This is a genomic window from Methylophilus sp. 42 (assembly GCF_000384155.1).
Lineage (GTDB): Bacteria > Pseudomonadota > Gammaproteobacteria > Burkholderiales > Methylophilaceae > Methylophilus.
Window position 1 is genome coordinate 390,213 of the sequence record NZ_KB913031.1, and the last position, 24,346, is coordinate 414,558.

The window sequence follows — 24,346 nt, forward strand, 5'->3', positions numbered from 1 at the left end:
CGATGCGCTATCAGGTCGAGCACCAAACCCTATACAGCTACGATATTCCTGTGATCCAGTCACAGCAGTTATTGCATATGATGCCGCGCCAGACGGATTTTCAGCAGTGTGTGTCTTATACGCTGGTCTGTGAGCCGGTGCCTGCCGAGCAGTCACGGCGCCTGGATTTTTTTGGCAATCATAATGATTACGTCACCTTATTGGTGCCACATGAGTCACTGGAGGTGACGTCGCGGTTTCAGGTGGATGTGCAGCCGCGGCCTATCCTGGCTGAACTATTACAAAGCCCGGCCTGGGAAAGCGTGCACGACACCTTGCAATTGCAGGCCACGCAACATTTAAGCGCCACGCCTTTTGTCTATGCCACGGCCAAGGTGCAAGTCAGCGAGGCGCTGGCCAGCTTTGCACGCCAGTGTTTCACCCCGCAACGGTCGTTGCTGGACGCCGCCATGGCACTCACCCAGCATATCTATTCCGAGTTTGAGTTTGACCCGCAAGCGACAGATATCTCCACGCCGCTGGATGAAGTGCTCAAAGGTCGCCGCGGTGTTTGCCAGGATTTTGCCCACCTGATGATCGGTGCCTTGCGTTCACTGGGCCTGGCATGCCGCTACGTCAGCGGCTATATCCTCACACACCCGCCCGCAGGGCAGCCGCGTATGGTTGGTGCGGACGCGTCACATGCCTGGGTGTCGGTGTATTGCCCGGTGTATGGCTGGGTGGACTTTGACCCGACCAATAACTGCCTGGTGCAGCAAGAGCATATTACCGTGGCCTGGGGCCGCGATTTCAGCGATGTATCCCCCATGCGTGGCGTCGTACTGGGTGGTGGTCAGCAACATTTGACCGTGAATGTCACGGTGACGCCGCTAGAATACACTACGGTTTAGCTTTACCCTCAGCACGATTTGCAGCGTTTTCAGCAGGCGGTTTGATGTGAGTCAATTCTGGAGGCATGCGCATCGTTTAATCTACCCCCTGTGAGGACGTAGATTCAGTAGTAAAGTCTACGATTGGCCCCGACTTGTCGGGGCATTTTTTTGCCTGCACATCATTAACCATAGCGCTGTTTATATTCATCCTTGAGTAATTGCCTGAATTCAGTCATGGTCATTGACAGCGCACCGCCCGGGTCATTTTTGCGCCAGCGGCCTATGCCTTTGGGGCCAGCCACTTCGTCATGGCCGAGTACATAGTCAAAGTCAAACACGCTGGGGTTGTTTGCTTTGGCCCATAGCAGAAACTCAATCAGCGTGGTTTCCTGCGCTTTGCTATAAGGCAAGTAAGCACCGGCCAGCATGTTGTCGGTGTTTTGATCAATCACGCGTACTTTTTTGGCGTCTATGGGCTGTTTGTGGCCGGTATCCCAATAGGTGTAATACTTGCCGTTATGTACTTCGAGCCGCCCGGGATTGGTGATTTCAATACCCACCAGAAAGTTGGAGACGCCACTGCGTTTTTCACCAGCGATGGTCCAGGCGCTTTCGCCAGCATGATAGCCCCATTGGTTGAGCGGATTAGCTTGCACCAGTTTGCCGTCGGTGCTGATGCAGCAAAAGAAATACGGGCTGCCCGAAATGGCACTCACTGCATTTTCAAGGCCTTTGGTATATTGTCCGGCGGTGAAATGCACGATGGCGCCATAGGGATAGGATTTTGGGTATTCACCCTGTGCCGCGCGTTTAATGTCCGTGCGTACGACGGCTTCTGGATACCACAGTTTTCTTTCGCCGAGCGGATAGCGCTTTTTTTCAGAGACCACTGCCTCCGGATGCAAACTGGGGCGGGGTGGTTCCGGCGGCCTGAACTCTTCGGGGACCGGCTCTTCCAGCAATTGCGACAGGATTTCAATCTGGCTGAGTGCCAGTGCATCCACTTTCGGGTCGGCAGACAGTCTGGCGATTTGCATGGCTGACCAGCGCAAGGTATACAGTTTTGCTTTGTCCATCGTGGGGCTCCTTTACGATTTGATACTTTGTCGATTGAAGTGCCGCCACCTGTTCATCCACGCTACTGTGGCGATCTCTGTATGGCATGAACCGCCGGTGTGCTGGTGTCATGTGCTTTTATATTAGCCACCCTTTGTTAAGTTGTGTTGATTTGACTGGATGTTGGCGACAAATAAACGTATATATGCTGAAAAGTGTGTGTTTAGCCGCAACTCAGTCGCGGTAAAATAGGGTTTTATTTGCACATGAGCATTGTCAGTGATTAAAGCGGCTATTTTTGACATGGACGGTCTGCTGATCGATTCCGAGCGCATTATTATGCAAGGCTGCATCCAGGCAGCAGCTACTATCGGCATCACTTATACACAGGCCGAATATGTCGAGCTGGTGGGGCGGGTATGGTCAGATTCCACGCGGCTGATGACGCAACAGTTGGGCAGCGAAGCTAACTTCCAGCACGTGATGCAGGGCTTGAATGCGTTTCTAGCACTGCGCGATCATGCATTTCCGCTCAAACATGGCGCGCAGGCCTTGTTGCAGTATTACCAGTCACAAGGCATTGTCTGCAGTGTGGCCTCTTCTTCGCCGATTCCGCATATCACCCATCGCTTGACGCACACCGGTGTACTGGATTATTTCAGCCATGTCACCAGCGGGCAGGAAGTCAAACGCGGTAAACCTCACCCGGATATTTACTTATTGGCGCTGGAAAAACTGGGATTGCCCGCAGAGGAATGCATTGCGTTTGAAGACAGCGAACTGGGTGCACAGGCCGCGATTGCCGCAGGTTTGCGCGTGGTAGTGGTGCCAGATCTGCGGCAGCCAAGCGAACTGGTAAGAGCGCATGCACATCAAGTGGTAGAAAGCCTGCAACACTGGCTGGAGCAACATGACAGCCTGGCCGGTTGTGTCTTAGCGCGGGCTGAGTAGCCAGGCCGTTTCTTCAGCCGGATACTGTCCTTTCAAGCCTTTTTCCATCGTGATGCTGGCTAACTCTTTCAGCACATAATGTGCCTGATAGTGGGTGGCTACTTCTTCTTTGTGGACGCTAAAGGGCGGGCCAGGCACTAAGGACTGGTCATATTGGAAACTGACCAGCAATTGCGGTGCCGTTTGCGTGATGGCCATCAGGGATTGGCAGTATTGTTTGCGCATCTCGTCTGGCAAGGCAATCAGGGCCGCGCGGTCATAGGTGGCATCCACGGTGCCGAGCTGGTCTTGGGTGAGTGCGAAAAAGTCACCTTGAAATATCTCTATTTGTTTGGCACGATAGTGCCTGAGGCCACCTGATTGTGTGACTCTTGGTGTGAGTTTAAGCTCCGCAAACAATGCATCCACCGCTAATGCGCTGAGCTCAGCCCCCACGACTTGCATGCCTTGCGCCAATAACCAGTGAATGTCCAGCGTTTTTCCGCATAAGGGGACAAACACCCGTTGGCCGGGTTGCAAGTTTAGTGCGTGAAAGTGCGCCAATAAAAACGGATTCACTTCACTTAAGTGAAAACCGATGTGCTGGTGTTGCCAGCGCTGATGCCAGAAGTCGTGATGCATAGGGTGTTCAGGTGATGGAATAGCACCCAGTATAAAGCATGACGCTGGCCAGCTTATTTACCGGCCAGTTGGCTCAGTTTGGCTTGCGCTTCCAGCACGCCTTCTTCCACGCCGGCCGCTTCCGTGAGTTTGGCTACGTTGTCGCGCGTAAAAAAGCCATCAAAGCCATCGTAGCGTTGCACGTATTCAATAATCAGTGAGGAATGCTCCGAGGCATTGGAGAATATCTGTTTCAGGCCTTCTTCTTTCGAGCCGATCACATCCAGCAAAAAGCCTTTGCCCTGGCTGGCAATCGCATTGACGACAAAGTCGATATTTTCCTTGCCATCGCGCGTGCCGTCTTTCACCGATAAAGCAATGTGGTGCAAGCGCGGGCCATAGTTGCGTACAAAGGTTTCGGTCGGCGAGGGCAGTTTCTCCAGGTGATTCACAAAGTAGGGCGTGTTGTTGGCGGTGAACACTTTGGCCGGGCTTTTGGTTTCGGCAAAACCATGCACACTCTTGGTGACATTGGTTGAGGAGTTCTGGTCCCAGATATTGTAAGCGCCCCAGAAAAAATAGCTGGACCAGGATAGGTACTCCAGAATCGCCACTTCACGGTTCTGGCTATAGACGCGCGTGGCCAGGTGGTCGACCGGCAGAATCAGGTCGTCTATACGCAGCTTGGCTTGCTGGTCTTTGGCTTGCTCATACGCGGCCTGCACATCGGTGCGTATGGTGCTGATGCCTAGTGAATACACACGCAGTTCGCCAGGATCTCGTTTCATATAGCCAACGATATTATGCGTATACGGCGACGGCTTGCTGATCGCCACATTGCCAGGCAGCTCCAGTTTGCGTACCTCGTCTTGCGTGAAAAAGCGGAATTCGCGCTCTTCCTGTAATTTGACCACCTCATGCATATTGCTGACGCGGATAATCTCGCCCATATAGCGGCTATTGGGTTTGCGCGCACCCACCGGGTAAATTTCATTCAGTGAACGGAAAATACCACGCAGGTTGGGGTCTTTGACCTCGCGTACCAGCAAGTCTGGCGAGTTGAGGTCTATACGCAACACATGCGTCCAGTGTTTCTCACTCTCCAGCGTGACCAGGTAATGGTAGGAGGTCATCAGAGACAATTCAGCGATATATTGAATTGAATGATCCGGGTCCACCGTGATCATCAGCGCATCAATTTCCTGAATCATCTCCGTCAGACCCATCTGATCGCGCTCTTCAAGCAGCTTTTGTAAATACTCCTCAAAGAAGGCTGAGTTTTGTTTGTCGCCGTGGCGGGCAAAGTCGAGTGAGTTAATCATGGTGCTTCAACATTAAATGTAAAACCATGTTTAAGCAAGGCGCGTTCCACTTGGCTTTGCCGGAAAAAACCAATTGCTATCAGTGAGTTGGCATAAAAGTGATGGGTGCTTCGCAGCACACAAAATGCAACAGGGCAGCCATGGCTGCCCTGTTTTAGTGCTTTCTTGCTGTCTGAATGGTCAACGGCTTTTACCACTTAATGAGCCGCGCTTGAGGATAGGGTCATCATATGAAATACAGCGACCCATGCCGAGAAAGCTCGGGCGCATACCAAGCGGACAGCCGTTGCTACGCTCAAATTCTTCCACTTTGACTTTGGCCACCGCGGCCTTTTTGGCGTCTTTAAACTCCCAATAGCCGTTGGAGTGCAGGACTACCTCGTCGCCTTCTGGCGTTTTGGCTTGAATATCGTCGTCGGCAGATTGGCTGGCAAAACTGTAAGAGGAAGCAAAGCATATGGCAATTAAAAGCCAGCGCGCAGTGTGTGACATTAAGGCGTCCTTGTATAAAGTAAATTAAAAAGCCAAGTCTGGCGAGACCTGGCTTGAGGTTGCGTTAGTGGCTCATGCCGTTATGTCTGAGCAAGGCATCCATGCTGGGTTCGCGGCCTCTAAAGGCAACAAACGATTCCATGGCCGGGCGGGCACCGCCTTGCGCTAGCACTTCATTCTTAAAGCGGCTACCCGCTGTTTCAGACAATACGCCCAGTTCTTCAAACAGGCTGTAGGCATCGGCGGATAATACTTCTGCCCATTTGTAGCTGTAATAGCCCGCGGCATAACCACCGGCAAAAATATGGCTAAAGCTGTTCGGGAAGCGGTTCCATGCCGGTGGGCGTAATACGGCCACTTCGTCACGTACTTGTGCCAGGATATCCAGAGCGGTTTGCTTGCCAGCGGGGTCAAACGTGCTGTGCAGGCGCATATCAAACAATGAGAATTCAATTTGACGCACGGTTTGCATGCCGGCCTGGAAGTTTTTGGCCGCGACCATTTTGTCGAACAGGGCGCGTGGCAATTGCTCGCCAGTTTCCACGTGGGCGGTCATATGGCGCAACACGTCCCATTCCCAGCAGAAGTTTTCCATAAACTGGCTCGGCAGTTCGACAGCATCCCATTCCACGCCCTTGATGCCAGACACGCTGTATTCATCGACTTGCGTCAGCATATGGTGCAGGCCATGACCAAACTCATGGAACAGTGTAATCACTTCGTCATGCGTAAACAGCGCCGGTTTGTCACCGACCGGGGCGGAGAAGTTACAGGTCAGGTAGGCGACTGGCAGCTCAATGCCGTTGGCAGTTTTGCGGCGCGTGATGCATTCGTCCATCCAGGCACCCCCGCGCTTGCCCTGGCGCGCGTACAAGTCGATATAAAAGTAGGCAATCGGCTGGCGCTGCTGGTCGCTGATTTCATAAAAGCCCGCATCTTTATGCCACAGCGGCGCATCGGTTTTACGCACTTGTACGCCAAAAATGGTTTCCACCACTTTAAACAGTCCCGCCAGCACCTTATCTTCGGGGAAGTATTGTTTGACCTCCTGGTCGGAGAAGGCGTATTTCTCCTCGCGCAGTTTTTCGCTGATAAACGCCACATCCCAGGCTTGCATATCGCTAAAGCCGAGTTTTTCGGCATAGGCTTTCAGTTCGGCCATGTCTTTCTCGGCATATGGTTTGGCGCGTTTAGCCAGCGTATCCAAAAAGTCGATCACCTGTGCTGGTGTGTCCGCCATTTTGGTCGCCAGTGACAGCTCGGCATAGTTATTAAAGCCCAGCAGTTGTGCTTCTTCACGTTTGAGTTTGAGCAGGTCGGCAATCAGGTGGGTGTTATCCCACTCGGGCTTGCTGAATTCTGAGGCACGCGTGGCATAGGCGCGATATAGTATTTCGCGCAGTGCGCGGTTTTCGCAATATTGCATCACCGGCATATAGGACGGGAAATGCAGGCTAAACAGATAGCCTGTTTTGCCTTCGGCCTTGGCGGCTTCAGCTGCTGCTTGCAGGGCGTCTTCCGGCAAGCCGCCGAGTTCGTCCGCAGTTGCGACCACATGTTTAAAGTCGTTGGTGTTATCGAGAATGTTCTCTTCAAACTTGCTACCCAATTTAGACAGTTGCTCGGCAATGGCTTTAAAGCGGACTTTTTCTGCCGCTGCCAATTCCGCGCCGCCCAGTTTGAAGCCGCGTACTTCATTGTCTATGATCTTTTGCTGCGCGCGGCTGAGTTTCGCATAACCTGCACTGACCTGAATGGTTTTGTATTTGTTATACAGACGTTCATCTTGTGACAGGTCGCTATAAAAATCAGTCAGTTTGGCCAGATTGTCATTGTAGGCTTCACGCAGTTCTGGCGTATTGACCACGGCGTTCATATGGCCGACCGGTCCCCAGCTACGCGATAGTTTTTCCGAATAGTTTTCGATCGGTTGCACAAAGTTTTGCCAGTCAGGGGTGTCAGTTGCTGTGGCTAATTGCTCAACCAGGGTACGGCCTTCAGCCAGCAGGCTGTCAATCGCCGGCGACACATGCTCAGGGCGGATGTCATCGAATTTTGGCAGGCCGTTAAAAACGAGTAATGGATTGGTGCTCACAACGTATCCTTTGAGGGTTGCAATATCTGATAGAGGCCTATTATTGGCCAAATGTTCGCGTTTGGGTGATTGTATATATTGATGATGGTGATGAGTTTACTAAATGCAAGAGGCTGCGCGCCTCTTGCTAAAGCAGCTCACCGTTATATTTTTTAATCAGCGGTACGATTTTTTCCAGGTCATTGAATGACAGGATTTTTTTTGCCTGCTTGGCCAGTATATTCTCTTCACTCTGCAGGATTTGCGATTTCACGCTCAGAATATGTGCCGGGTGCATGGAGAGCTGGCGCATGCCCATACCGACCAGCAGGCGCGTCAGTTTGATATCGCCAGCCATCTCCCCGCAGACCGAGACCGATTTGCCATATTTTGCCGCAGCCTGAATCGTGATCTGCATCAGGCGCAGCACCGCCGGATGCAAGGGGTTGTACAAATGTGCGACGGCATCATCGGCGCGGTCAATCGCCAGCGTATATTGAATCAGGTCGTTGGTGCCGATGGACAGAAAATCCAGCTCTTGCGCGAAGGCGTCTGCATTAATGGCGGCGGCAGGGATTTCTATCATGCCGCCTAGCTGAATCTGTTCGTCAAAAGGAATTTTTTGCTGGCGCAGTGACTCTTTGGCTCGTTCCAGCAAGAGTTTGGTTTGTCGCAGCTCGGCCAGGGTCGACAGCATGGGAATCAGGATTTTGACCTGGCCATAATGCGAGGCGCGTAGCAAGGCGCGGAACTGGCTGTGGAAAATATGCGGTTCTGCCAGGCAATAGCGCACGGCACGTAAACCCAGTGCCGGGTTGGTCGCAGTCACCACTTCATCCGGGTTCAGTTGCTTGTCTGCACCGATGTCCAGCGTGCGGATGGTCACCGGATGGCCTTTCATGGCCTCGGCTACATGTTTGTAGGCCTCAAACTGCTCCTGCTCGCCGGGCATCTCTGCGCGGTTCATAAACAGAAACTCGGTCCGGTACAAACCGACGCCCACCGCACCAGAGGCTTTGGCGCTGATGACGTCTTCCGGCACTTCAATATTGGCCAGCAAATCAATCGCGATACCATCCACCGTCACCGCTTTGGTGGTTTTGATCAGTTGCAGCTTTTGTTGCGCCAGTTGCCACTGGTTTTGTTTGAGTTGGTATTCGGACAGGACTTCCGGATCCGGATTGACGATGACCACGCCTGCGGCGCCATCGACAATCATCAGCTCGCCGTCGTTGATTAAATCGCGCGCACGTTGCAGCGCCACAATCGACGGAATATTCAGGCTGCGTGCCAGGATGGCGGTATGCGAGGTGACGCCGCCGACATCGGTAATAAAGGCAGCAAACTGGTGATGTTTAAACTGGATCGCATCCGCTGGTGAAACATCATGCGCCACCAGGATCATGGCGCGCTCTTGCCTGGCTTGCAGTTTCTTTTCGCTGGCCGCCAGTTGGTCGCGGCCCAGCAATACCTTGATCACGCGCTCGACAACCTGCACCACATCCTGTTTGCGTTCACGCAGGTAGGCGTCTTCAATGGCATCAAACTGGGCAACAATATCGTCCATTTGCTGCTTGAGCGCCCACTCGGCATTGCATAATTCATTGCGGATAATTGTCTTTGGTGCCTCGGAGAGTGACTTGTCCGATAGCATGGCCAAATGGGTGTTGATGAATGCACTCAGTTCGGCAGGCGCACTTTTGGGAAGCTGGGATTTGAGTTGTTCAAGATCTTGCTTGACCAGGTCAATGGCACGCTCAAAACGGGCGATTTCGTCGGCAACACCATCGGCCTCAATTTTAAAGTGCACCACTTCCAGCAGGGCATGGGAAATCAGGTGGGCATGGCCAATGGCAATGCCACTGGAAACGCCCACGCCGTGCATGCTGAAACTGGTCAATTATTCGCCCTCACCAAAGTAGTCGTTCACTAGGGTCTGCAGGGCAGCAATCGCTTGCGCTTCATCTGCCCCCGTGGCTTCGATATCGATGATGCTGCCTTTGGCGGCAGCCAGCATCATCACCCCCATAATGCTTTTGGCATTGACGCGACGGCCATTCTTTTCTACCCAGACTTCGCTTTTGAACTGGCTGGCAGTTTGGGTGAATTTGGTAGAGGCGCGTGCGTGCAGGCCGAGTTTGTTAATGATTTCGAGAGAAAGTTTGACCATAGGGAGTGAATATTATTGTGCGTGGTGACAAGTGGTTTTGGTAAAGTGGACAACGCCATCGCGGCCGCCGCTCAGGGCTTTCTGGATACAGGAGTGCAGGCCTTCATGGCGGTAATTCAATACACGTACCAGCATGGGCAGGTTAACACCGGCTACGCCTTCGATTTCATCGGGTGTCAGCAAGCGGGTGACGATATTGCATGGTGTCGCACCATAAATATCTGACAACACCAGCACGCCCTGGCCGCTATCAAGTTGCTTGACCAGTACCTGTGCTTTAGGCAGTACGCTGGCGGGGTCGTCATGCTTGGAAATTTCCAGGAAATCCAGCTGTGCCGGGCGATTACCCATCACATGGGTTGCGCAGTCGATCAGGCTTGGGCCCAGGCTGCCATGCGCAATAATCAATACACCAATCATAATTTTGCTCTCAGACTCCGTAGTTTAAGGGGTAACCGTGGCATGGGCATCTTGTAATTCACGATGACGTATCATGACTTGATGCTGTTGCTTGAAATATGCCCCCAGTTGTTCCACCAGATAGACGGAACGGTGTTGCCCCCCGGTGCAGCCGATGCCAATGGTGACATAGCTGCGATGGTCGTGATAAAAGCTTGGTAGCCATTTTTCTATATAGTGCTGAATGTCACGCTGCATTTCAAGCACCATGGCTTCGTTTTGCAAAAATTGCTGAATTGGGGCCTGCTTGCCATTGTAAGGACGCAAAATCGGGTCGTAATGCGGGTTAGGCAGGCTGCGTACATCAAATACAAAGTCGGCATCCAGCGGGATGCCATGTTTAAAGCCGAATGAAATAAACGATAACACCAGTGCGTCTGGTCGCGCTTCCTGGTAGCTTTGCTCAATTTGCAGCATCCAGTCACGCGTATGGTGGCGCAAGGCATTAGCCGATAAATTACTGGTATCCACATGATGGCCGAGGTTATTCAGGCCGGAGAGCAAGTCACGTTCGTGGTTAATACTTTCGGACAGTGCCTGGTCTGGGGTGCTCAGCGGGTGTTTGCGCCGGGTTTCGGAAAAGCGTTTAACCAGGGTTTCCAGGCTCGCATCCAGAAACAGCAGGTGCACGGCAATGCCTTGCGCTTTCAGGGTCTGCAAAATATCCGGCAACGACTCAATGGCAATGCTGCGACTATCAATACTGACAGCGACTTTTGCCGCATCGCGGTCAGCGACGTGGTTTTGAATATGCGGCAGTAAGGTGGCAGGCAGGTTATCAATACAGTAATAACCGCTGTCTTCAAACACACGCAAAGCGATGGTTTTACCAGAGCCGGATAACCCTGTGACAATCACTAATTGCATACGTGCGACCCACTTCTTATCATCGTAATTTGCTTTCTCTGAGCATGATTTGCTTTTGCCGCTGGGTCAGTTGTTTGGTGGCGTTAACGCCGCGCAACAATAGCATATGGTTGCGTACGGCCGCCTCGACCAGCACGGCGATGTTGCGGCCTGCCGCAATCGGGATAATCACCTTGCTGATTTCGACATCCAGCACGCGTTGCGTCTGCCGGTTGGCGCTCAGGCGATCCAGGTCTTGCGGCTTCATTTCGTCGGCCAGTTCCAGCTGTATCATCATATCCAGTGGCTTGGTAGGTTTGACCGCATTATCGCCATAGAGTGCGCGAATGTTCAAAATGCCCAGGCCACGCACTTCTAAAAAGTCCTGTAGCAGTTCCGGGCAGCGGCCTTCGATGCGCTCGGGCGAGGTGCGGTAAAAGTCGACAATGTCATCAGCCACCAGGCGATGGCCGCGTGAAATCAGCTCCAGCGCCAACTCACTTTTACCAATCGCCGCACTGCCGGTAATCAGCACACCAAAGCCCTGCACCTCCATAAACACACCATGCATGCTGGTGGTTTCTGCCGTGGCCACGGCCAGATAGTGGCTGAGCAGCTCCATGAGCTGCGGGCTGATCATGGGGGTGGTAAATAAAGGGGTTTGCGTTTGCTGGGCGGCCTCCAGCATGATGGGGGGCACTTTTTCACCATTGGCCACCACTACCATGGCCAGGTCGGTGGAGAACAGATTGCTCACCGCTTGTTGTAGCGCCAGTATGCTCAGGCTGGCCATGTAGTCCATCTCGGCACAGCCCAGTACCTGCACGCGGTTCGGGTGCACAAAATTCAAATGCCCGACCAATGCCAATGAAGGTTTGGTCACGGTGCCGGAGTTGAGTATTTTTTGACTGCCAGACTCGCCAGCCACCCATTTCAATTTGAGTTTGCTGCGAATCTGCTTGTACAAATCAGCGACTGAGATTTGCGCCATACGTGTTGTCAACATGTAAACAGGGAATTGACAGCCATTCTACAACTGAATGCTGAGCGGTGGGGGTGAAACGACGTAAAAGTGATGTGTGTGGCGGGTTTGAGTTCTCTACCCGTGCGGGTAGAGAATGTGAGGCAAGACTTAGGAACTTAACTGGTGTTTTACTGCACCGCCGGATTTATGGTGGTCGCCGTGTTTTTCCTTGTGTTTCAATACCTGACGGTCAAGTTTGTCAGTAAGCATGTCGATGGCACTATACATATTTTCATCGCTGCAGGTCGCGTGCAAATCGTTGCCTGGCACATGTAATGTCGCTTCAACCTTTTGGGCAAGCTTTTCAACAGACATGGTGACTTTGACATCAATCACATGATCAAAGTGATTGCTGATGCGGGAGAACTTGGATAAGACGTACTCGCGCAATGCCGGTGTGATTTCTAAATGATGTCCTGTAAGTTGTAAATTCATGACAAACTCCTTTTTCTGAAATTGTCCTGTCGGAATTTTTCACCTATAAAAAAGAAGTGAAAGTGCGATAAGACAGTTTCAGTTTACTCTTTTGAAAAACGGATGCAACCCGGAAGTGAGGTGGATTGTTGATGCTAATCAGCATTTGTGCAGACTTCTTTGGGCGGGCATAAGCGCCTGCTTAACGTTCGTGGCTTATTTTGCTTTTCTCCGTGTGAGGTTAATTCGCTTGTTGCCAGTGAGTGGATGCTGATGAGCCCCGATGGCGGCAACACCGTGATAAAAGCGCCGACTTTCACCTCCCCATACCACGACGTCTCCATGTTGCAGCGGAATTTTGGCTGAGGCGTCATTGCGGTTAGCTCCGCCAAACAAGAATGTGGCCGGGATGCCGAGGGATACCGAAACAATCGGTTGTGAAAAATCCTGTTCATCTTTGTCCTGGTGTAAGCCCATTTTGCTGCCTGCCTGGTAAATGTTGATCAGGCAGCTGTCGGGCACAAAGTCGCTGTAACCTGCCTGTGCGGCAGCGTTTGCCGCCAACTGCAAAATCACTGGCGGAACCGCTGGCCATGGTTGTCCGGTGACCGGGTCGTATGCGAGATAACCATAGCCTTGCGAACTGCCTACCCAGCCCCAATGGCCCATGCTGCTGGTGGCGACTGACATTAAATAGCCCATGGGTGTCATCATCTGTTGTGCGGGATGCGCGGCCAGATGCTGCTGTAGCATCTGCCAAAGCGTTGGCATCACTGGTAGGGCAAAGCCGGGCAGCCAATAGGCGCCAGCGGCGATCGCGACAGGTTCGGTGCGGTGTTCAGGAAATAAATCCATAGGGCGTGGACTTGTTTATGGCATCCATTCGATGGCCACATTCTTTTGTTTGGCCAGCTGCTCCATACGCGGGATGGTACGCTCCAGGCGCAGCAGGTAGTCGGCGGCAGATTCCTGGTGAAAGCCCATCACCATTACCGGCCGGTGGGCATTAAGGAGTTGTTCAAACAGGGTCAGCAATTGTTTTGTGCTGGTGTAATCGGCCATGGCTGCGTTGTCGGGGTATTCCATCAGTTTGTAGCCCAGCGCATAGGGTTGGTCCATGGGTGTGCTTTGCGGGTGCAGTTGCTGTAGCAGTTTGACTAACGGGCTATCGGCATGCCAGCGCGTGGTGAGTAAATTGGCATCAATACGCGAACTGTCCCATAAGAAATGATTGGCCTCCAGCGCCGCTTGTAACTTGGGCCCAAACTGCCAGGCGCCTGCGCGAAAATGTCGCGGACGGTTGAAGCCGTTACTGACCATCAACTCACTAGCGCAACTGACCAGGTGTGTGAGCTCGGTCTGGCTATAGGCATATTCCAGGCTGACCGTGTGACCGCAACTGGTTTGAGAGCAGTGCTCGTCCGCGCCGGAAATCGAGGGTTCAGCCTGGTAGCCGATCCCGCAATATTTCACCAGCGTGCGCATGGGGTGTATATGCAGACCGATGGTGTCTTGCGGTAACAAGGTGCTGCGTATCTGGCTGCCGATTTGTGCGCGGTTAACGCCGGGCTGTATAAAGTAAGCCGGATTGATCAGGTGTAGTAGTGGAATGTGCGGAAACTGTTGCCTGAATTTCTGCATGGCTTGCAGGTTGTCTTCTTGTAGTGACAAACCTTCCCAATCGACCGTCACCCATACTTGCATCGTCTCTTGCGCCTGCACTGGCATCCACCAGTTAAAACATATTGGTACCAGGAGTATGGCGAGCAAACAGTGATAAAAGCGACGCATGGTGAGGGCGTTCCTTGTAAGCAGAGGTCAGGGCGGGTGCGCTCCATCTATATCGGCAGGGTCGCACGGAGTCAACGACGGCTCATCAGCGTGACCGCCTACTGCCTGATTCACTGCACCCGCCCGGCTATTTTAGGGGATTCTGCCGCAAGACGCCAATGCACAGGCGGCTGATGGGGATAGCGTATAATAGTGACCATGTCTTTATCCGTTCGTCAGATTCTTGCCCATCAGGGCTATGCGTTCCCAAAGTTGCTGACCTATCGTATTTTTATGGTGCTGTCGTACCAAATGATGATGGTTGCCATCGGCTGGCATATTTATGAAATCACCCATGACCCCTGGTCGCTTGGCCTGATCGGTCTCGCTGAAGTCATCCCTTATATGGGTAGCGCCCTGTTTGCCGGGCATGCGGTGGATCATTATTTTTCACGCCGTGGCTTTGCCATGGTTTCGGCTTTATTCTTATCGGTGAACGCAGGTTTGCTGGTGTTGATTGCCCAGCATCATCCACAGCATACCGAGTGGTGGATTTACGCGACGGTGGCCCTCACCGGTTTTGCCCGGGCCTTGATTTCACCCAGCTACAACACCTTATTCGCCCTGATTATTCCGCGTGCGTCCATTGCCAAAGCCTCCGGCATTGGCAGCTCCATGTTCCAGATTGGCTTGATTGTTGGGCCAGCCATCGGTGGTCTGCTCATTGGCTTTGCCGATAAATCGATTGCGTATGGCTTGTCAGCCATACTGGCGCTGGCGGCGGCTGTTGCGGCAACCACATTACGCGTGCAAGAGCATCACAACCATGAGCCCATGAACGTGTTTGCCAGCATAGGCGAAGGCTTGCGTTTTGTAAGGCGCACACAGGTGGTATTGGGCGCGCAATTGCTGGATATGTTTGCGGTGTTGTTTGGTGGTACGGTCGCCATGTTGCCCGCGTTTGTGCATGATGTTTACCAGATGGGCCCGGAAGGCTTGGGCGTGTTGCGTGCGGCGCCTGCCCTCGGAGCGATTGTGACGGGCCTCTGGCTGGCAAAACATCCGATTCATGAGCATAGCGGCCGCTGGTTATTGCTGGCGGTGGCCGGGTTTGGTGTATGTATGATTGCCTTTGGGCTGTGCAATACCTACTGGCTGGCGATTGTGATTTTAGCGATTTCCGGCATGATGGATGCGGTATCCGTGATCTTGCGGCAAACGATTCTGCAACTGGCGACGCCGGATAATATGCGCGGCCGTGTTTCAGCCATTAACGGTATTTTTATTGGTTCGTCTAATGAGCTAGGAGCGTTTGAATCCGGCCTCACTGCCAGGCTCATGGGCTTGGTGCCGTCAGTGATATTCGGCGGCTGCATGACCATTGCCGTGGTTGGCGTTACTGCCATCAAGGCGCCTAAACTGCGCGACCTGCATCTTTCTCATCTGCATTAAACCCCATGCGCGATCTGGAGTCGTTGTTTCAAGCCCTGCAACGCTCCACCTTTCGTACCAGTTTCACGCTGAACGCAAAAGACTGGGCTTACCTGCAACAAAAAGGCCTGCCGGTAATACTTGATCATGCCGAACGCTTTATTGCCGATCGGCTCGCACCCGCAGTGGTGGCCAATGACGGCCAGCAAACGCCAATGCGTGGCCATCCGGTGTTTGTGGCACAGCATGCCACGGCGACCTGTTGTCGTGGCTGTTTGAGTAAATGGCACCGTATTCCTGAGGGCCGGGCGCTGACGCTAGAAGAACAGGCGTATGTGGTTGTGGTGATTGAGCACTGGTTGATCCGCTTGGCTGAGGGCAAAAAATAAGGGAGAAGGCCGGCGGCGCTTCTCCCTTTGGCAAGTGAATAAAGGTTATTGCTTGGTTGCCGTTGTTTCCGCAGTCTGCCAGCCACCGCCCAGCGAGCGATACAAATCGACTACGGCTGCCACTTGTTGCTGCTTGGTCTCAATCAGCTCCATTTTGGCATCCAGCGCATCCCGTTGCGTCAGCAACACTTCCATATAGTCAGCACGTGCAGCTTTAAACAGCTGGTTGGCCACGTCAATGGATTGCGTCAATGCTTCCACCTGCTTGTTTTTTAGCTGGTAGTTTTTATCCAGGTTGTCGATATTGGCAATCTGGTTAGCCACTTCCATATAAGCATTGATAATCTTTTGCTCGTAGTCATAGGCCGCCTGGATCTGCACGGCATTGGCGCTCTTGTATTGCGCTTCAATGGCATTCCGGTTGATCAGCGGCGCGACCAGCTCGCCACCGAATGAGGCCATGACCGAGGCCGGAATATTAAGCAGGTATTTAGGATCAAACGCCTGGAAGCCCAAGCCTGCCCGGATAGAGAACGACGGGTAGAAATTGGCTTTGGCCACATCAATATTCAACTTGGCTGCAGAGAGTTCAAGCTCGGCCTGGCGAATATCCGGGCGGTTGGCCAATAATTCTGAAGGCACGCCGGTTTGCATCACCTTGTTCTGCATGGCCATAAAGTTTGCTGATGCACGTTTGATCGGCTGCGGCGTTCTCCCCAGCAGATAATTGATGCGGTTTTCGGTTTCGACAATGCTCTGTTTCAGCACATACTGGCGGCTCTGGTTTTTTTCTACCTCTGCCTCAAACCGCTTCACTGCCAATGAATTGGCGCGCGCATATTGTTGCAACTGCTTCACCACTTCGAGCGCGTTTTGCTGAATTTTGATGTTTGTATCCAGCGTGTCCAGTTCATTATCCAGCGCGATCAGCTCATAGTAAGCATGGGCCACTTCGGCCACCAGGTTGGTGACCAGAAAGTTTTTGCCTTCAATGGTGGCCATATACTCCATGACCGCCACTTTGGTGGCATTGCGCAGTTTTTTCCACACGTCCAGTTCCCACGACGCCACCAGGCCAAACTGGTAGTTGCCGAGGAACCTGGGGTTGGAGCGCCCTTCCTTGATATCCAGGTTTTCTTCAACGGCGCCATTGCGGGTGTACTTGCCGACTTTCTCTTTATCGGCGCTGGCGCCGATGCCGACAAATGGCAAATATTCACCCTTACGGGCCTGGATTTCATTCTGCGCCACGGTGATCCGTTGCGCCATGATATGAATTTCCTTGTTGTTGTTTACGGCCGTATCAATCAACGCCACCAGGTTTTGGTCATCAAAAAAGTCCTGCCATTTGACGCTGGCACTATTGCCAGCTGGGGCAGCCGTCTCCTGGTATTGCGTTGGCAGATTGGTATCAGCCTGCTTGCTGGTGATAAATGGGATGGCGCAAGATTGCAGCATCAACGACACTGCACCAGCGACCATCCAGGTTAAATGCTTATTCTTCATCGTCATCATCATCCTGATGGGAGTTGTATTTGTAGGTCTCGGTCAGTGGTTCGGTCTCTTCTTTGCGGATCAGTGATTTACGATCGGCCAGGGTACCAAAAATATAGTACAAGCCTGGAATCACAATCACACCGAAGATGGTGCCGAACAGCATGCCGCCCATGGCTGAGGTACCAATGGTGCGGTTGCCCACTGCGCCCGCACCCGTGGCGATCACCAATGGAATCAGGCCTGCAATAAAGGCGAACGAGGTCATCAGGATAGGACGGAAGCGGGTTTTGGCCCCTTCAATCGCTGCATCGCGGATAGACATGCCCTGGCCATGTTTCTGCACGGCAAATTCCACAATCAACACGGCGTTTTTACCCAACAGGCCAATCAGCATAATCAGGCCGACCTGCGCGTAAATGTCATTGGCAAGCCCCAGTATCTTCAGCAGGAACAGCGAGCCAAAAATACCTGCAGGCAAGGACAGAATGACCGCGAACGGCAAAATAAAGCTTTCGTACTGCGCGGCCAACACCATGTAGACAAACACCAGCACCACGATAAAGATCATCAGCGCTTCATTGCCGCGTTTCTCTTCGTCGTAAGACAGGCCTTCCCAGGCAATGTCGTAGCCTTTCGGCAGCGTAGTGCGTGCGACTTCTTTCACGGCATTGATAGCCGATTCAGTGGTGTAACCCGGTGCCGGTTCAGCACGGATCGCCGCTGAGTTGTACAGGTTGTAACGGGTGATCTCGTTAGGGCCCTGGCGTTTCTTCATGGTCATGAAGGCGGAGTAGGGCACCATTTCACCCTCTTCGTTTTTCACAAAGTAATTCAGCACGTCACTGGGGTAACGGCGGAACTCAGGCCCGGCCTGGGTATACACCTTGAAGAAGTTATTAAAGCGGATAAAGCCTTGCTCGTAAGTACTACCGATCAGGATGTCCAGGTTGTTCATGGCATCTTCGATCGATACTTTCTTCTGCATCGCCAACTGGTTATCGATAATCAACTCATATTGCGGATAGTTGGCCGCATAAAACGTGAACAGGCCAGTCAACTCTTTGCGCTTGCCCAGGTTCTGCATGAACTCCTTGTTGATCTTGTCAAACACGTAGTAGTCCGCGCTGGTGGTTTTATCCAGCAAGCGCAGTGACAGACCAGAAGCCGCACCATAACCAGGCACGGCTGGCGGTTGGAAGTACTCCACCACCGCACCGAAGTTTTTGGTTTTTTCTTCCAGTTCTTCGATGATCTGTTTTACTGACTGTTTACGCTCAGACCAGTCCTTGAGGTTGATAATACACGTACCCGCGTTGGAGCCACGCCCCTCGGTCAAGACTTCATAACCCGCCAGTGAGGAGACGGATTCCACGCCTTCCACTTGCTTGGCCAACATTTGCAAATGACGTGCGACCTTGTTGGTGGTTTCTAGCGTTGAGCCCGGTGGTGTCTGGATAATGGCGTAAATCATGCCCTGGTCTTCACCTGGGATAAACCCGGCAGGCAGGATTTTGTCGACATAGAAAATACCGGCCGAGAACAGCGCCAGCACGACAAAGGTCACGGTACGCAGGGTGACGACTTTTTCCAGGAAGTTGGTATAACGGCCGGTGACCTTTTCAAATACCCAGTTAAAGCCATCCAAAAACACCGAGATGGGTGTTTTGCGTTTAGGCTGGCCGTGCGTGTCTTTGAGGATCATGGCGCACAGTACTGGCGTTAATGTCAGCGCCACGATACCGGACAACACGATTGAAGAGGCCATGGTAATGGCGAACTGGCGGTAGAACACGCCGACCGGGCCTGGCATAAAGGTGATCGGGATAAATACCGAGGTCATCAATAATGTAATGGCCACAATGGCGCCGCCGATTTCACCCAGCACGCGTTGCACCGCTTTGTATGGGCCGACATGGTCAGAGGCCATTTTGGCATGCACGGCTTCCACCACCACGATGGCGTCATCCACCACCACACCAATGGCGAGCACGAGGGCGAACAGCGTGACCAGGTTAATACTGAGCCCAAACGCCTTCATGACAAAAAAGGCACCAATCAGCGAAATAGGTACCGCCAGTGTCGGGATCAGCGTCGAGCGCCAGTCGCCGAGGAAAATAAACACCACCAGCGCTACCAGTACAAAGGCTTCTGCCAGCGTATGAATGACTTTTTCAATCGAGGCGTCGAGGAACTTGGAGACGTCGTAATTGATTTCATAATCCATGCCAGCCGGGAAGCTTTGTTTCAGCTCTTCCATCTTGGTTTTTACGTCAGCAATCACTTCGCTGGCGTTGGTGCCATAGTTTTGCTTGAGCACAATCGCGGCAGAAGGGTAGCCGTCTTTGTTGGAGTAAATATCAAAAAACTCACTGCCTAACTCAATTTTGGCAATGTCTCTGAGGTGCAGGATTTCGCCATTGGAATCGGCGCGGATAATAATGTTGCCGTACTCTTCAGGCTTGTTGTAACGGCCTTTGTAAACCAGCACATACTCTTTGGATTGGGCGTAAATACCCGAGCTCTGGCCCAAACGACCGGGGCGGCCAATCACGCTCTGGCTGCTGATCGCATCCATCACGTCTTTGGATGAGATCTTGTAAGCCCGCATGCGTTCCGGGTTGAGCCAGATACGCATCGCAAACTGGCGGCTACCCAAGTTCTGGGCCTGGGCGATACCGTGGACACGCTGAATTTCAGGAATCACGCTGACGTTGACGTAGTTAAACAGGAATTTCTCGTCGGCATTTTTATCTTTACTGTACAAGTTCACATACATCAGCATGCTCGGCTGTACGGTATTGACGATCACCCCCTCTAACTGCACCAGGGGCGGTAGTTTACTCATGACCTGGTCCAGCCTGGTTTTTACCAGCACCATGGCGGCGTTCGGGTCTACGCCGAGGTCAAAAATCACCTGTATCGTCGCTTCACCGGCACTGGTGGCGTCAGACACAATGTATTTCATGCCTGGCACCCCGTTGATGGCGCGCTCGATAGAAATCAGTGAAGACTGTACCAGCACGTCCGCGCTGGAGCCTGGGAATGCCAGCGTCACAATCACGCGTGGCGGGGCAATTTCCGGAAACTGCGAAATTGGCAGAGTTTTAATCGACAGAAAGCCGAGGAAAACCATCACCAGCGATAGCACAATCGCCATCACCGGTCGTCTGAGGAAGATGTTTAACATGTTTTTTTCACCTTAAGGTTATTCTGCGTACAGTTCCAACTCAGGAACGACTTTTTCAGGTGCTTTGTAATCGGTATCGATTTTTTGTCCGTTTCTGACGCGGCGCAAACCTTCCAGCAACACAGTGTCTGTGTCCTTGAGGCCGGATTTCACGATAAACAAATGGGGTAGTTCGGCGGCGATTTGAATCATGCGCTGTTCGATCTTATGGTCTTTGTTGACCACATACACAAAGGTCTTATCCAGCACTTCAAAGGTCGCTTTTTGCGGGATCAGCATCGCATTCGGGTAGGGCACTTCTAGCAAAATGGTGCCGGTTTCGCCATGGCGCAACAAACTATGCGGGTTAGGGAAATCGGCCCTGAACTCGATGTTGCCGGTTTTGTTATCAAAGTCGGCCTCCACGGTTTCAATCGCACCGGCTTGGTCAAACAAGGCGCCATTGGCCATGCGCAATTTCACCGGCACGCCTTTTTCGTTTTTCTGGTGAATCTTGAAGTCCAGGTATTCTGCTTCTGGCACGTTGAAATAAACCCACATGCGGCTGTTGTCAGACAGCGTGGTCAGCAAGTCGCCTTCATCCAGCAAGCTGCCTTTTCGCACCAGCAGATGATCCATGATGCCGGTAAACGGCGCATTGATATTGGTAAAGTTCAGGTGGGTTTGTGCCAGCTGCACTTCGGCATTGGCTTTGTCCAATTTGGCTTTACCCAGTGCCAATTCATTTTGCGAGACAATGTTTTTCTCGGCCAGCGCCTTGGTGTTTTCATATTCGATTTGCACGGTTTTGGCCTCAGCCTGTGCTTTCAGCAAATCGACCTGGTAGACGTTAGGCATGATTTTGAACATGGGCTGGCCCTGTTTGATGACCTGGCCTTCACCGGCATAGACGTCCTGCAAATAGCCGCGCTCCAGTGCCCGCAATTCAATATGCTGGATGGCATGAATCTGGCAGACATATTCCTTGGTGATCATGGTGTCTTTGTGCCATGGGGTAGTGACTTCGAGTTTCGGTGGCGCTTCTTCGTGCGCCTCTTCCTGATGACAAGCGCTGAGCAGGGAGCCAAGCAAGCCTAAAACGATTAAGTTCTGTTTAATCATAGTGTGTTCTTATCTTAAAAAATGAAGAGAAATACTTGCAAAAACAGGTGGTTGGCGGATGCCTGGCTGCAGGGGGCCTGTCTTGATCGTCAGACTATCCTTTCTTGCTGCAAACCACAACCGCTAGCCTAGGCTCCGTCCTGGGTGGACGCTTAAGGGAGTGCTGGTAACAACGAGGGGAAGGGGGGCGATCAGCGGCGTTGAGCAGGGGCGCAAACGCGGATTACACCTGGGGATGGCTGGGTGGGGCGCGCGAGTGCAGGTGACGAACAAACACCGGGCGTGGGGTCACGCGGCGGCGAGGCAGAGCCAGCAACGCAAACAGAATCACGCAAGCAATCGTCATGCTTGCGGGTGGTGAAATTAAGGGAATGAGGGAAGAGAACGGCGTTTCACCATCACCAGAATACTCAACGACTTCGGCTACGCGTACGCGTACGGTGTCGTCGCTGTAGCTGGAGTGGTCAGAGAATTCTGCGACTAATGCAAAGCCGAGCACAGCCAACAGCACTGTGACGACCCACAGTCTGAGCTGCAACGCGGCGGTATTCAGATGTTTATGCATAAGTCAGTTAACGGAAATAAAATGTCAATTCTGTAGTGGTATGTGCGTTATATCGCCTTAGGCGCAGTATTTATTCAAATTAGATGGCTGATCGGTCAACATCGATAAAATCTAAAATATATTATCGTAAATGCTCTTTACATTGCTTACATTAAACGCTTTTACATAGCGAATGACAAGACGCAATCAAGCGTAGTTCGAAGAAAAGCGGTGTTTGTAAGCTGGTTGTCAGTTTTGAGTGCACCAAGTTGGTGCGTGCGTTTGCGCTGTTTTGGAGATGATCACTTACTTTTTCGCCTTTTTGGCGAGTTACTTTTCTTTGCTTGCCCAAAGCGAAGACTATTCTATGATTGATCTATTTCGCCTCTCGGCGACCATTCTTTCTTATGCTTGTCCATAAGAAAGAAGGCAAAGAACAAGACACCCCAGCTTCCGCTTGATTCCTGTGCTACTCGGTTTGTCGGGCGCCCATCGAAACTCGCCCTGACAAGCCACACAAGGCGTGGCTTGTTGCGGAACTCGGACAGCCGATGGCCGAAAACTCCCGCCAACCCTGCGTTGCTCGGCGCGGCAGATGGGGGCCCCCAACACCAGGTGAGCGCCATCGTTTAGAGGGCTTAATAAAAGAATCCGGTTTTTGAGTCGTTCAGATTTCGACAATGTCAGTTTGGTGAGATAAATCCCATTCCATCACGCTGAGTAGCGGAGACAAAGTGGGAGTAGTCGGCCATCGGCTGTTCGAGTTCCGCGGTGGCTTGCGGGTTGTGCAAGCCGCTAGGGCGAGTTTCGATGGACGCCCACTTTGTTGAGCAACGCAAGGAAGCCGTAAGGCCGTGATGGCTGGGTGCCCTCTTCTTTGGTTACTTTCTGAGGGGCAAGCATCAGAAAGTAACTCGCCAACAAGGCGAAAAGAATCTGTATTAAGCAGCTAAAAGCTATTTAATACAAATTTAGTTCCAGCATGGCTAAAACCCCAGATGCGGTCGCAGATAAGTTAACACGATGGGCAAACCTATCGCGCTGATCACACCATTCAGCCCCATCGCCATGCTGGCAAATACCCCGGCTTCTTCGTTGACACTAAAGGCGCGCGTAATACCCAGCCCATGTGCGCCGACGCCAATCGCTGTGCCGCGTATCCACCATTGATGTACTTTGACTGCGTTGAGGATGTAGGGCGCCAGAATCGCGCCCAGCATGCCGGTAATGACGGTAAACACGGCGGTCAGTGTCGGTGACACACTTAGCCGTTCGGCAATGCCCATGGCAATCGGTGCCGTGACGGATTTGGCATACATGCTGCCGACAATGTTATCTGATGCCCCCATCCATTTGGCGATAGCCACAGCACTGGCGATCGAGACTGTGCTGCCGACGGTCAAGGCCACCCAAATATGAAAAATCTTGCCCTGCATGCGCTTGAAGCCGTTGTAAATCGGCACTGCCAACGCGACCGTTGCCGTGCCCAGTAAAAAATGTACAAACTGGGCGCCTTCAAAATACTTTTCATACGGCATGTCCATTAACGCGATGGCCAGGCAGGTCAGAATGACCGAAATCGCCACCGGGTTGACCAGTGGATGCCGTTTGGCGCGCACATACAGCAGGTAACCTAACTGGTAAGTCGCCAATGTAATAATCAACGCAAACAGCGGGTCACCAGAAAGATAGACCCATATTTCGGAAATCGGGATGCGCTTATTCATGGCGATGTCCTTTATGCATCGTGATGTGTTTATTGCGCTTGAGCGAAAAGTACCAGAACACTTTAAGCACCAGCGCGGTGACAGCAATCGTCAGAATCACACTAACCAGCAAGGCGGTGCTGACGGCCAGCGCATGCGTTTGTAGTTCCGGTAAAAACAGCAATACGCCGACCGATGCCGGCACAAACAGCAAGCCCAGATGCTGGCGGAAACTGTCTGCGACCAGCGCCAGGTCGCTATCCACCTGTTTTCTTAAGCATAAAAATGCCAATAGCAACAGCAGGCCAAGCACCGGGCCTGGAATGCCGGGTAAAAAGAATTTACTCAGCAGCTCGCCCAGGCCTTGCCACAAAAAGAGTTGAACCAAACCTGATATCATGCAGTCCCCTCAGATGCCCAGGCGGGCGGACTACCGCTCAT

Annotated in this window: 23 protein-coding genes; 4 read left to right on the forward strand and 19 right to left on the reverse strand. The window is 52.4% G+C overall.

The genetic code is table 11. The annotated features are described in order from the left end of the window. The first annotated feature begins 2 nt into the window (after window positions 1-2). Window positions 3-890, forward strand: coding sequence for a transglutaminase family protein (locus MET42_RS0101780; protein ID WP_019881003.1), 888 nt, complete (start codon window positions 3-5; stop codon window positions 888-890). 164 nt (window positions 891-1,054) lie between these two features. Here the strand turns inward: MET42_RS0101780 and MET42_RS0101785 are convergent, their stop codons facing one another. Continuing rightward, window positions 1,055-1,948 (reverse strand): N-acetylmuramoyl-L-alanine amidase, encoded by an 894-nt coding sequence (locus MET42_RS0101785; RefSeq protein ID WP_019881004.1) that lies wholly within the window; start codon window positions 1,946-1,948, stop codon window positions 1,055-1,057. A 259-nt stretch (window positions 1,949-2,207) separates the two neighbouring features. On the opposite strand from MET42_RS0101785, the gene MET42_RS0101790 reads away from it, so the two are divergent. Further along, window positions 2,208-2,879: an HAD family phosphatase gene (locus MET42_RS0101790; protein WP_019881005.1), complete on the forward strand. Its 672-nt coding sequence runs from the start codon at window positions 2,208-2,210 to the stop codon at window positions 2,877-2,879. Here the strand turns inward: MET42_RS0101790 and tmpT are convergent. From tmpT to MET42_RS0101855, 12 genes are all read right to left on the reverse strand, one after another. Beyond that, a complete protein-coding gene (gene tmpT / locus MET42_RS0101795) occupies window positions 2,862-3,500 on the reverse strand; it encodes a thiopurine S-methyltransferase (protein ID WP_019881006.1) in 639 nt (212 codons plus the stop codon). The genes MET42_RS0101790 and tmpT overlap by 18 nt on opposite strands. Window positions 3,501-3,553: 53 nt before the next feature. Then, a complete protein-coding gene (locus MET42_RS0101800) occupies window positions 3,554-4,801 on the reverse strand; it encodes a hypothetical protein (protein ID WP_019881007.1) in 1,248 nt (415 codons plus the stop codon). A 180-nt stretch (window positions 4,802-4,981) separates the two neighbouring features. Beyond that, window positions 4,982-5,293 (reverse strand): hypothetical protein, encoded by a 312-nt coding sequence (locus MET42_RS0101810; protein WP_019881010.1) that lies wholly within the window; start codon window positions 5,291-5,293, stop codon window positions 4,982-4,984. A gap of 64 nt (window positions 5,294-5,357) precedes the next feature. Then, window positions 5,358-7,388: a M3 family metallopeptidase gene (locus MET42_RS0101815; RefSeq protein ID WP_019881011.1), complete on the reverse strand. Its 2,031-nt coding sequence runs from the start codon at window positions 7,386-7,388 to the stop codon at window positions 5,358-5,360. A 127-nt stretch (window positions 7,389-7,515) separates the two neighbouring features. Continuing rightward, window positions 7,516-9,267 carry a phosphoenolpyruvate--protein phosphotransferase gene (gene ptsP, locus MET42_RS0101820; protein WP_019881013.1) on the reverse strand — a complete coding sequence of 584 codons (1,752 nt, stop codon included), beginning with the start codon at window positions 9,265-9,267 and terminating at the stop codon, window positions 7,516-7,518. Beyond that, a complete protein-coding gene (locus tag MET42_RS0101825) occupies window positions 9,268-9,537 on the reverse strand; it encodes an HPr family phosphocarrier protein (protein WP_019881014.1) in 270 nt (89 codons plus the stop codon). A gap of 12 nt (window positions 9,538-9,549) precedes the next feature. Continuing rightward, complete coding sequence (locus MET42_RS0101830) at window positions 9,550-9,957, reverse strand: PTS sugar transporter subunit IIA (RefSeq protein WP_019881015.1); 408 nt, start codon at window positions 9,955-9,957, stop codon at window positions 9,550-9,552. 24 nt (window positions 9,958-9,981) lie between these two features. Next, complete coding sequence (gene rapZ / locus MET42_RS0101835) at window positions 9,982-10,863, reverse strand: RNase adapter RapZ (RefSeq protein WP_019881016.1); 882 nt, start codon at window positions 10,861-10,863, stop codon at window positions 9,982-9,984. Window positions 10,864-10,882: 19 nt separating this feature from the next. Further along, window positions 10,883-11,833, reverse strand: a complete 951-nt coding sequence (hprK, locus tag MET42_RS0101840; protein ID WP_019881017.1) for an HPr(Ser) kinase/phosphatase — start codon at window positions 11,831-11,833, stop codon at window positions 10,883-10,885. A 141-nt stretch (window positions 11,834-11,974) separates the two neighbouring features. Next, window positions 11,975-12,301 (reverse strand): ribosome hibernation-promoting factor, HPF/YfiA family, encoded by a 327-nt coding sequence (gene hpf, locus MET42_RS0101845; protein WP_019881018.1) that lies wholly within the window; start codon window positions 12,299-12,301, stop codon window positions 11,975-11,977. 195 nt (window positions 12,302-12,496) lie between these two features. Next, a complete protein-coding gene (alkB, locus tag MET42_RS0101850) occupies window positions 12,497-13,135 on the reverse strand; it encodes a DNA oxidative demethylase AlkB (RefSeq protein WP_019881019.1) in 639 nt (212 codons plus the stop codon). Between the two features lie 15 nt (window positions 13,136-13,150). Further along, window positions 13,151-14,071: a hypothetical protein gene (locus tag MET42_RS0101855; RefSeq protein WP_019881020.1), complete on the reverse strand. Its 921-nt coding sequence runs from the start codon at window positions 14,069-14,071 to the stop codon at window positions 13,151-13,153. Between the two features lie 198 nt (window positions 14,072-14,269). On the opposite strand from MET42_RS0101855, the gene MET42_RS0101860 reads away from it, so the two are divergent. Next, a complete protein-coding gene (locus MET42_RS0101860) occupies window positions 14,270-15,502 on the forward strand; it encodes an MFS transporter (RefSeq protein WP_019881021.1) in 1,233 nt (410 codons plus the stop codon). 5 nt (window positions 15,503-15,507) lie between these two features. Beyond that, window positions 15,508-15,870, forward strand: coding sequence for a DUF4186 domain-containing protein (locus tag MET42_RS0101865; RefSeq protein ID WP_019881022.1), 363 nt, complete (start codon window positions 15,508-15,510; stop codon window positions 15,868-15,870). Between the two features lie 45 nt (window positions 15,871-15,915). On the opposite strand, the gene MET42_RS0101870 is transcribed toward MET42_RS0101865, so the two are convergent. The 6 genes from MET42_RS0101870 to MET42_RS0101895 form a co-directional block, all read right to left on the reverse strand. Continuing rightward, window positions 15,916-17,376: a TolC family protein gene (locus MET42_RS0101870; protein WP_019881023.1), complete on the reverse strand. Its 1,461-nt coding sequence runs from the start codon at window positions 17,374-17,376 to the stop codon at window positions 15,916-15,918. Next, the gene (locus tag MET42_RS0101875; protein ID WP_024930354.1) at window positions 17,366-20,554 is read right to left on the reverse strand and encodes an efflux RND transporter permease subunit; all 3,189 of its coding nucleotides are present in this window, start codon (window positions 20,552-20,554) and stop codon (window positions 17,366-17,368) included. Before MET42_RS0101875 ends, MET42_RS0101870 begins: the two co-directional genes overlap by 11 nt. Window positions 20,555-20,572: 18 nt before the next feature. Further along, on the reverse strand, window positions 20,573-21,655 hold the full coding sequence (locus tag MET42_RS0101880) for an efflux RND transporter periplasmic adaptor subunit (protein ID WP_019881025.1): 1,083 nt from the start codon (window positions 21,653-21,655) through the stop codon (window positions 20,573-20,575). 223 nt (window positions 21,656-21,878) lie between these two features. Then, window positions 21,879-22,220 carry a hypothetical protein gene (locus MET42_RS0101885; RefSeq protein WP_019881026.1) on the reverse strand — a complete coding sequence of 114 codons (342 nt, stop codon included), beginning with the start codon at window positions 22,218-22,220 and terminating at the stop codon, window positions 21,879-21,881. Between the two features lie 965 nt (window positions 22,221-23,185). Next, window positions 23,186-23,926, reverse strand: coding sequence for an LrgB family protein (locus MET42_RS0101890; RefSeq protein ID WP_019881027.1), 741 nt, complete (start codon window positions 23,924-23,926; stop codon window positions 23,186-23,188). Continuing rightward, complete coding sequence (locus tag MET42_RS0101895; RefSeq protein WP_232411227.1) at window positions 23,919-24,293, reverse strand: CidA/LrgA family protein; 375 nt, start codon at window positions 24,291-24,293, stop codon at window positions 23,919-23,921. Before MET42_RS0101895 ends, MET42_RS0101890 begins: the two co-directional genes overlap by 8 nt. Window positions 24,294-24,346 lie beyond the last annotated feature (53 nt).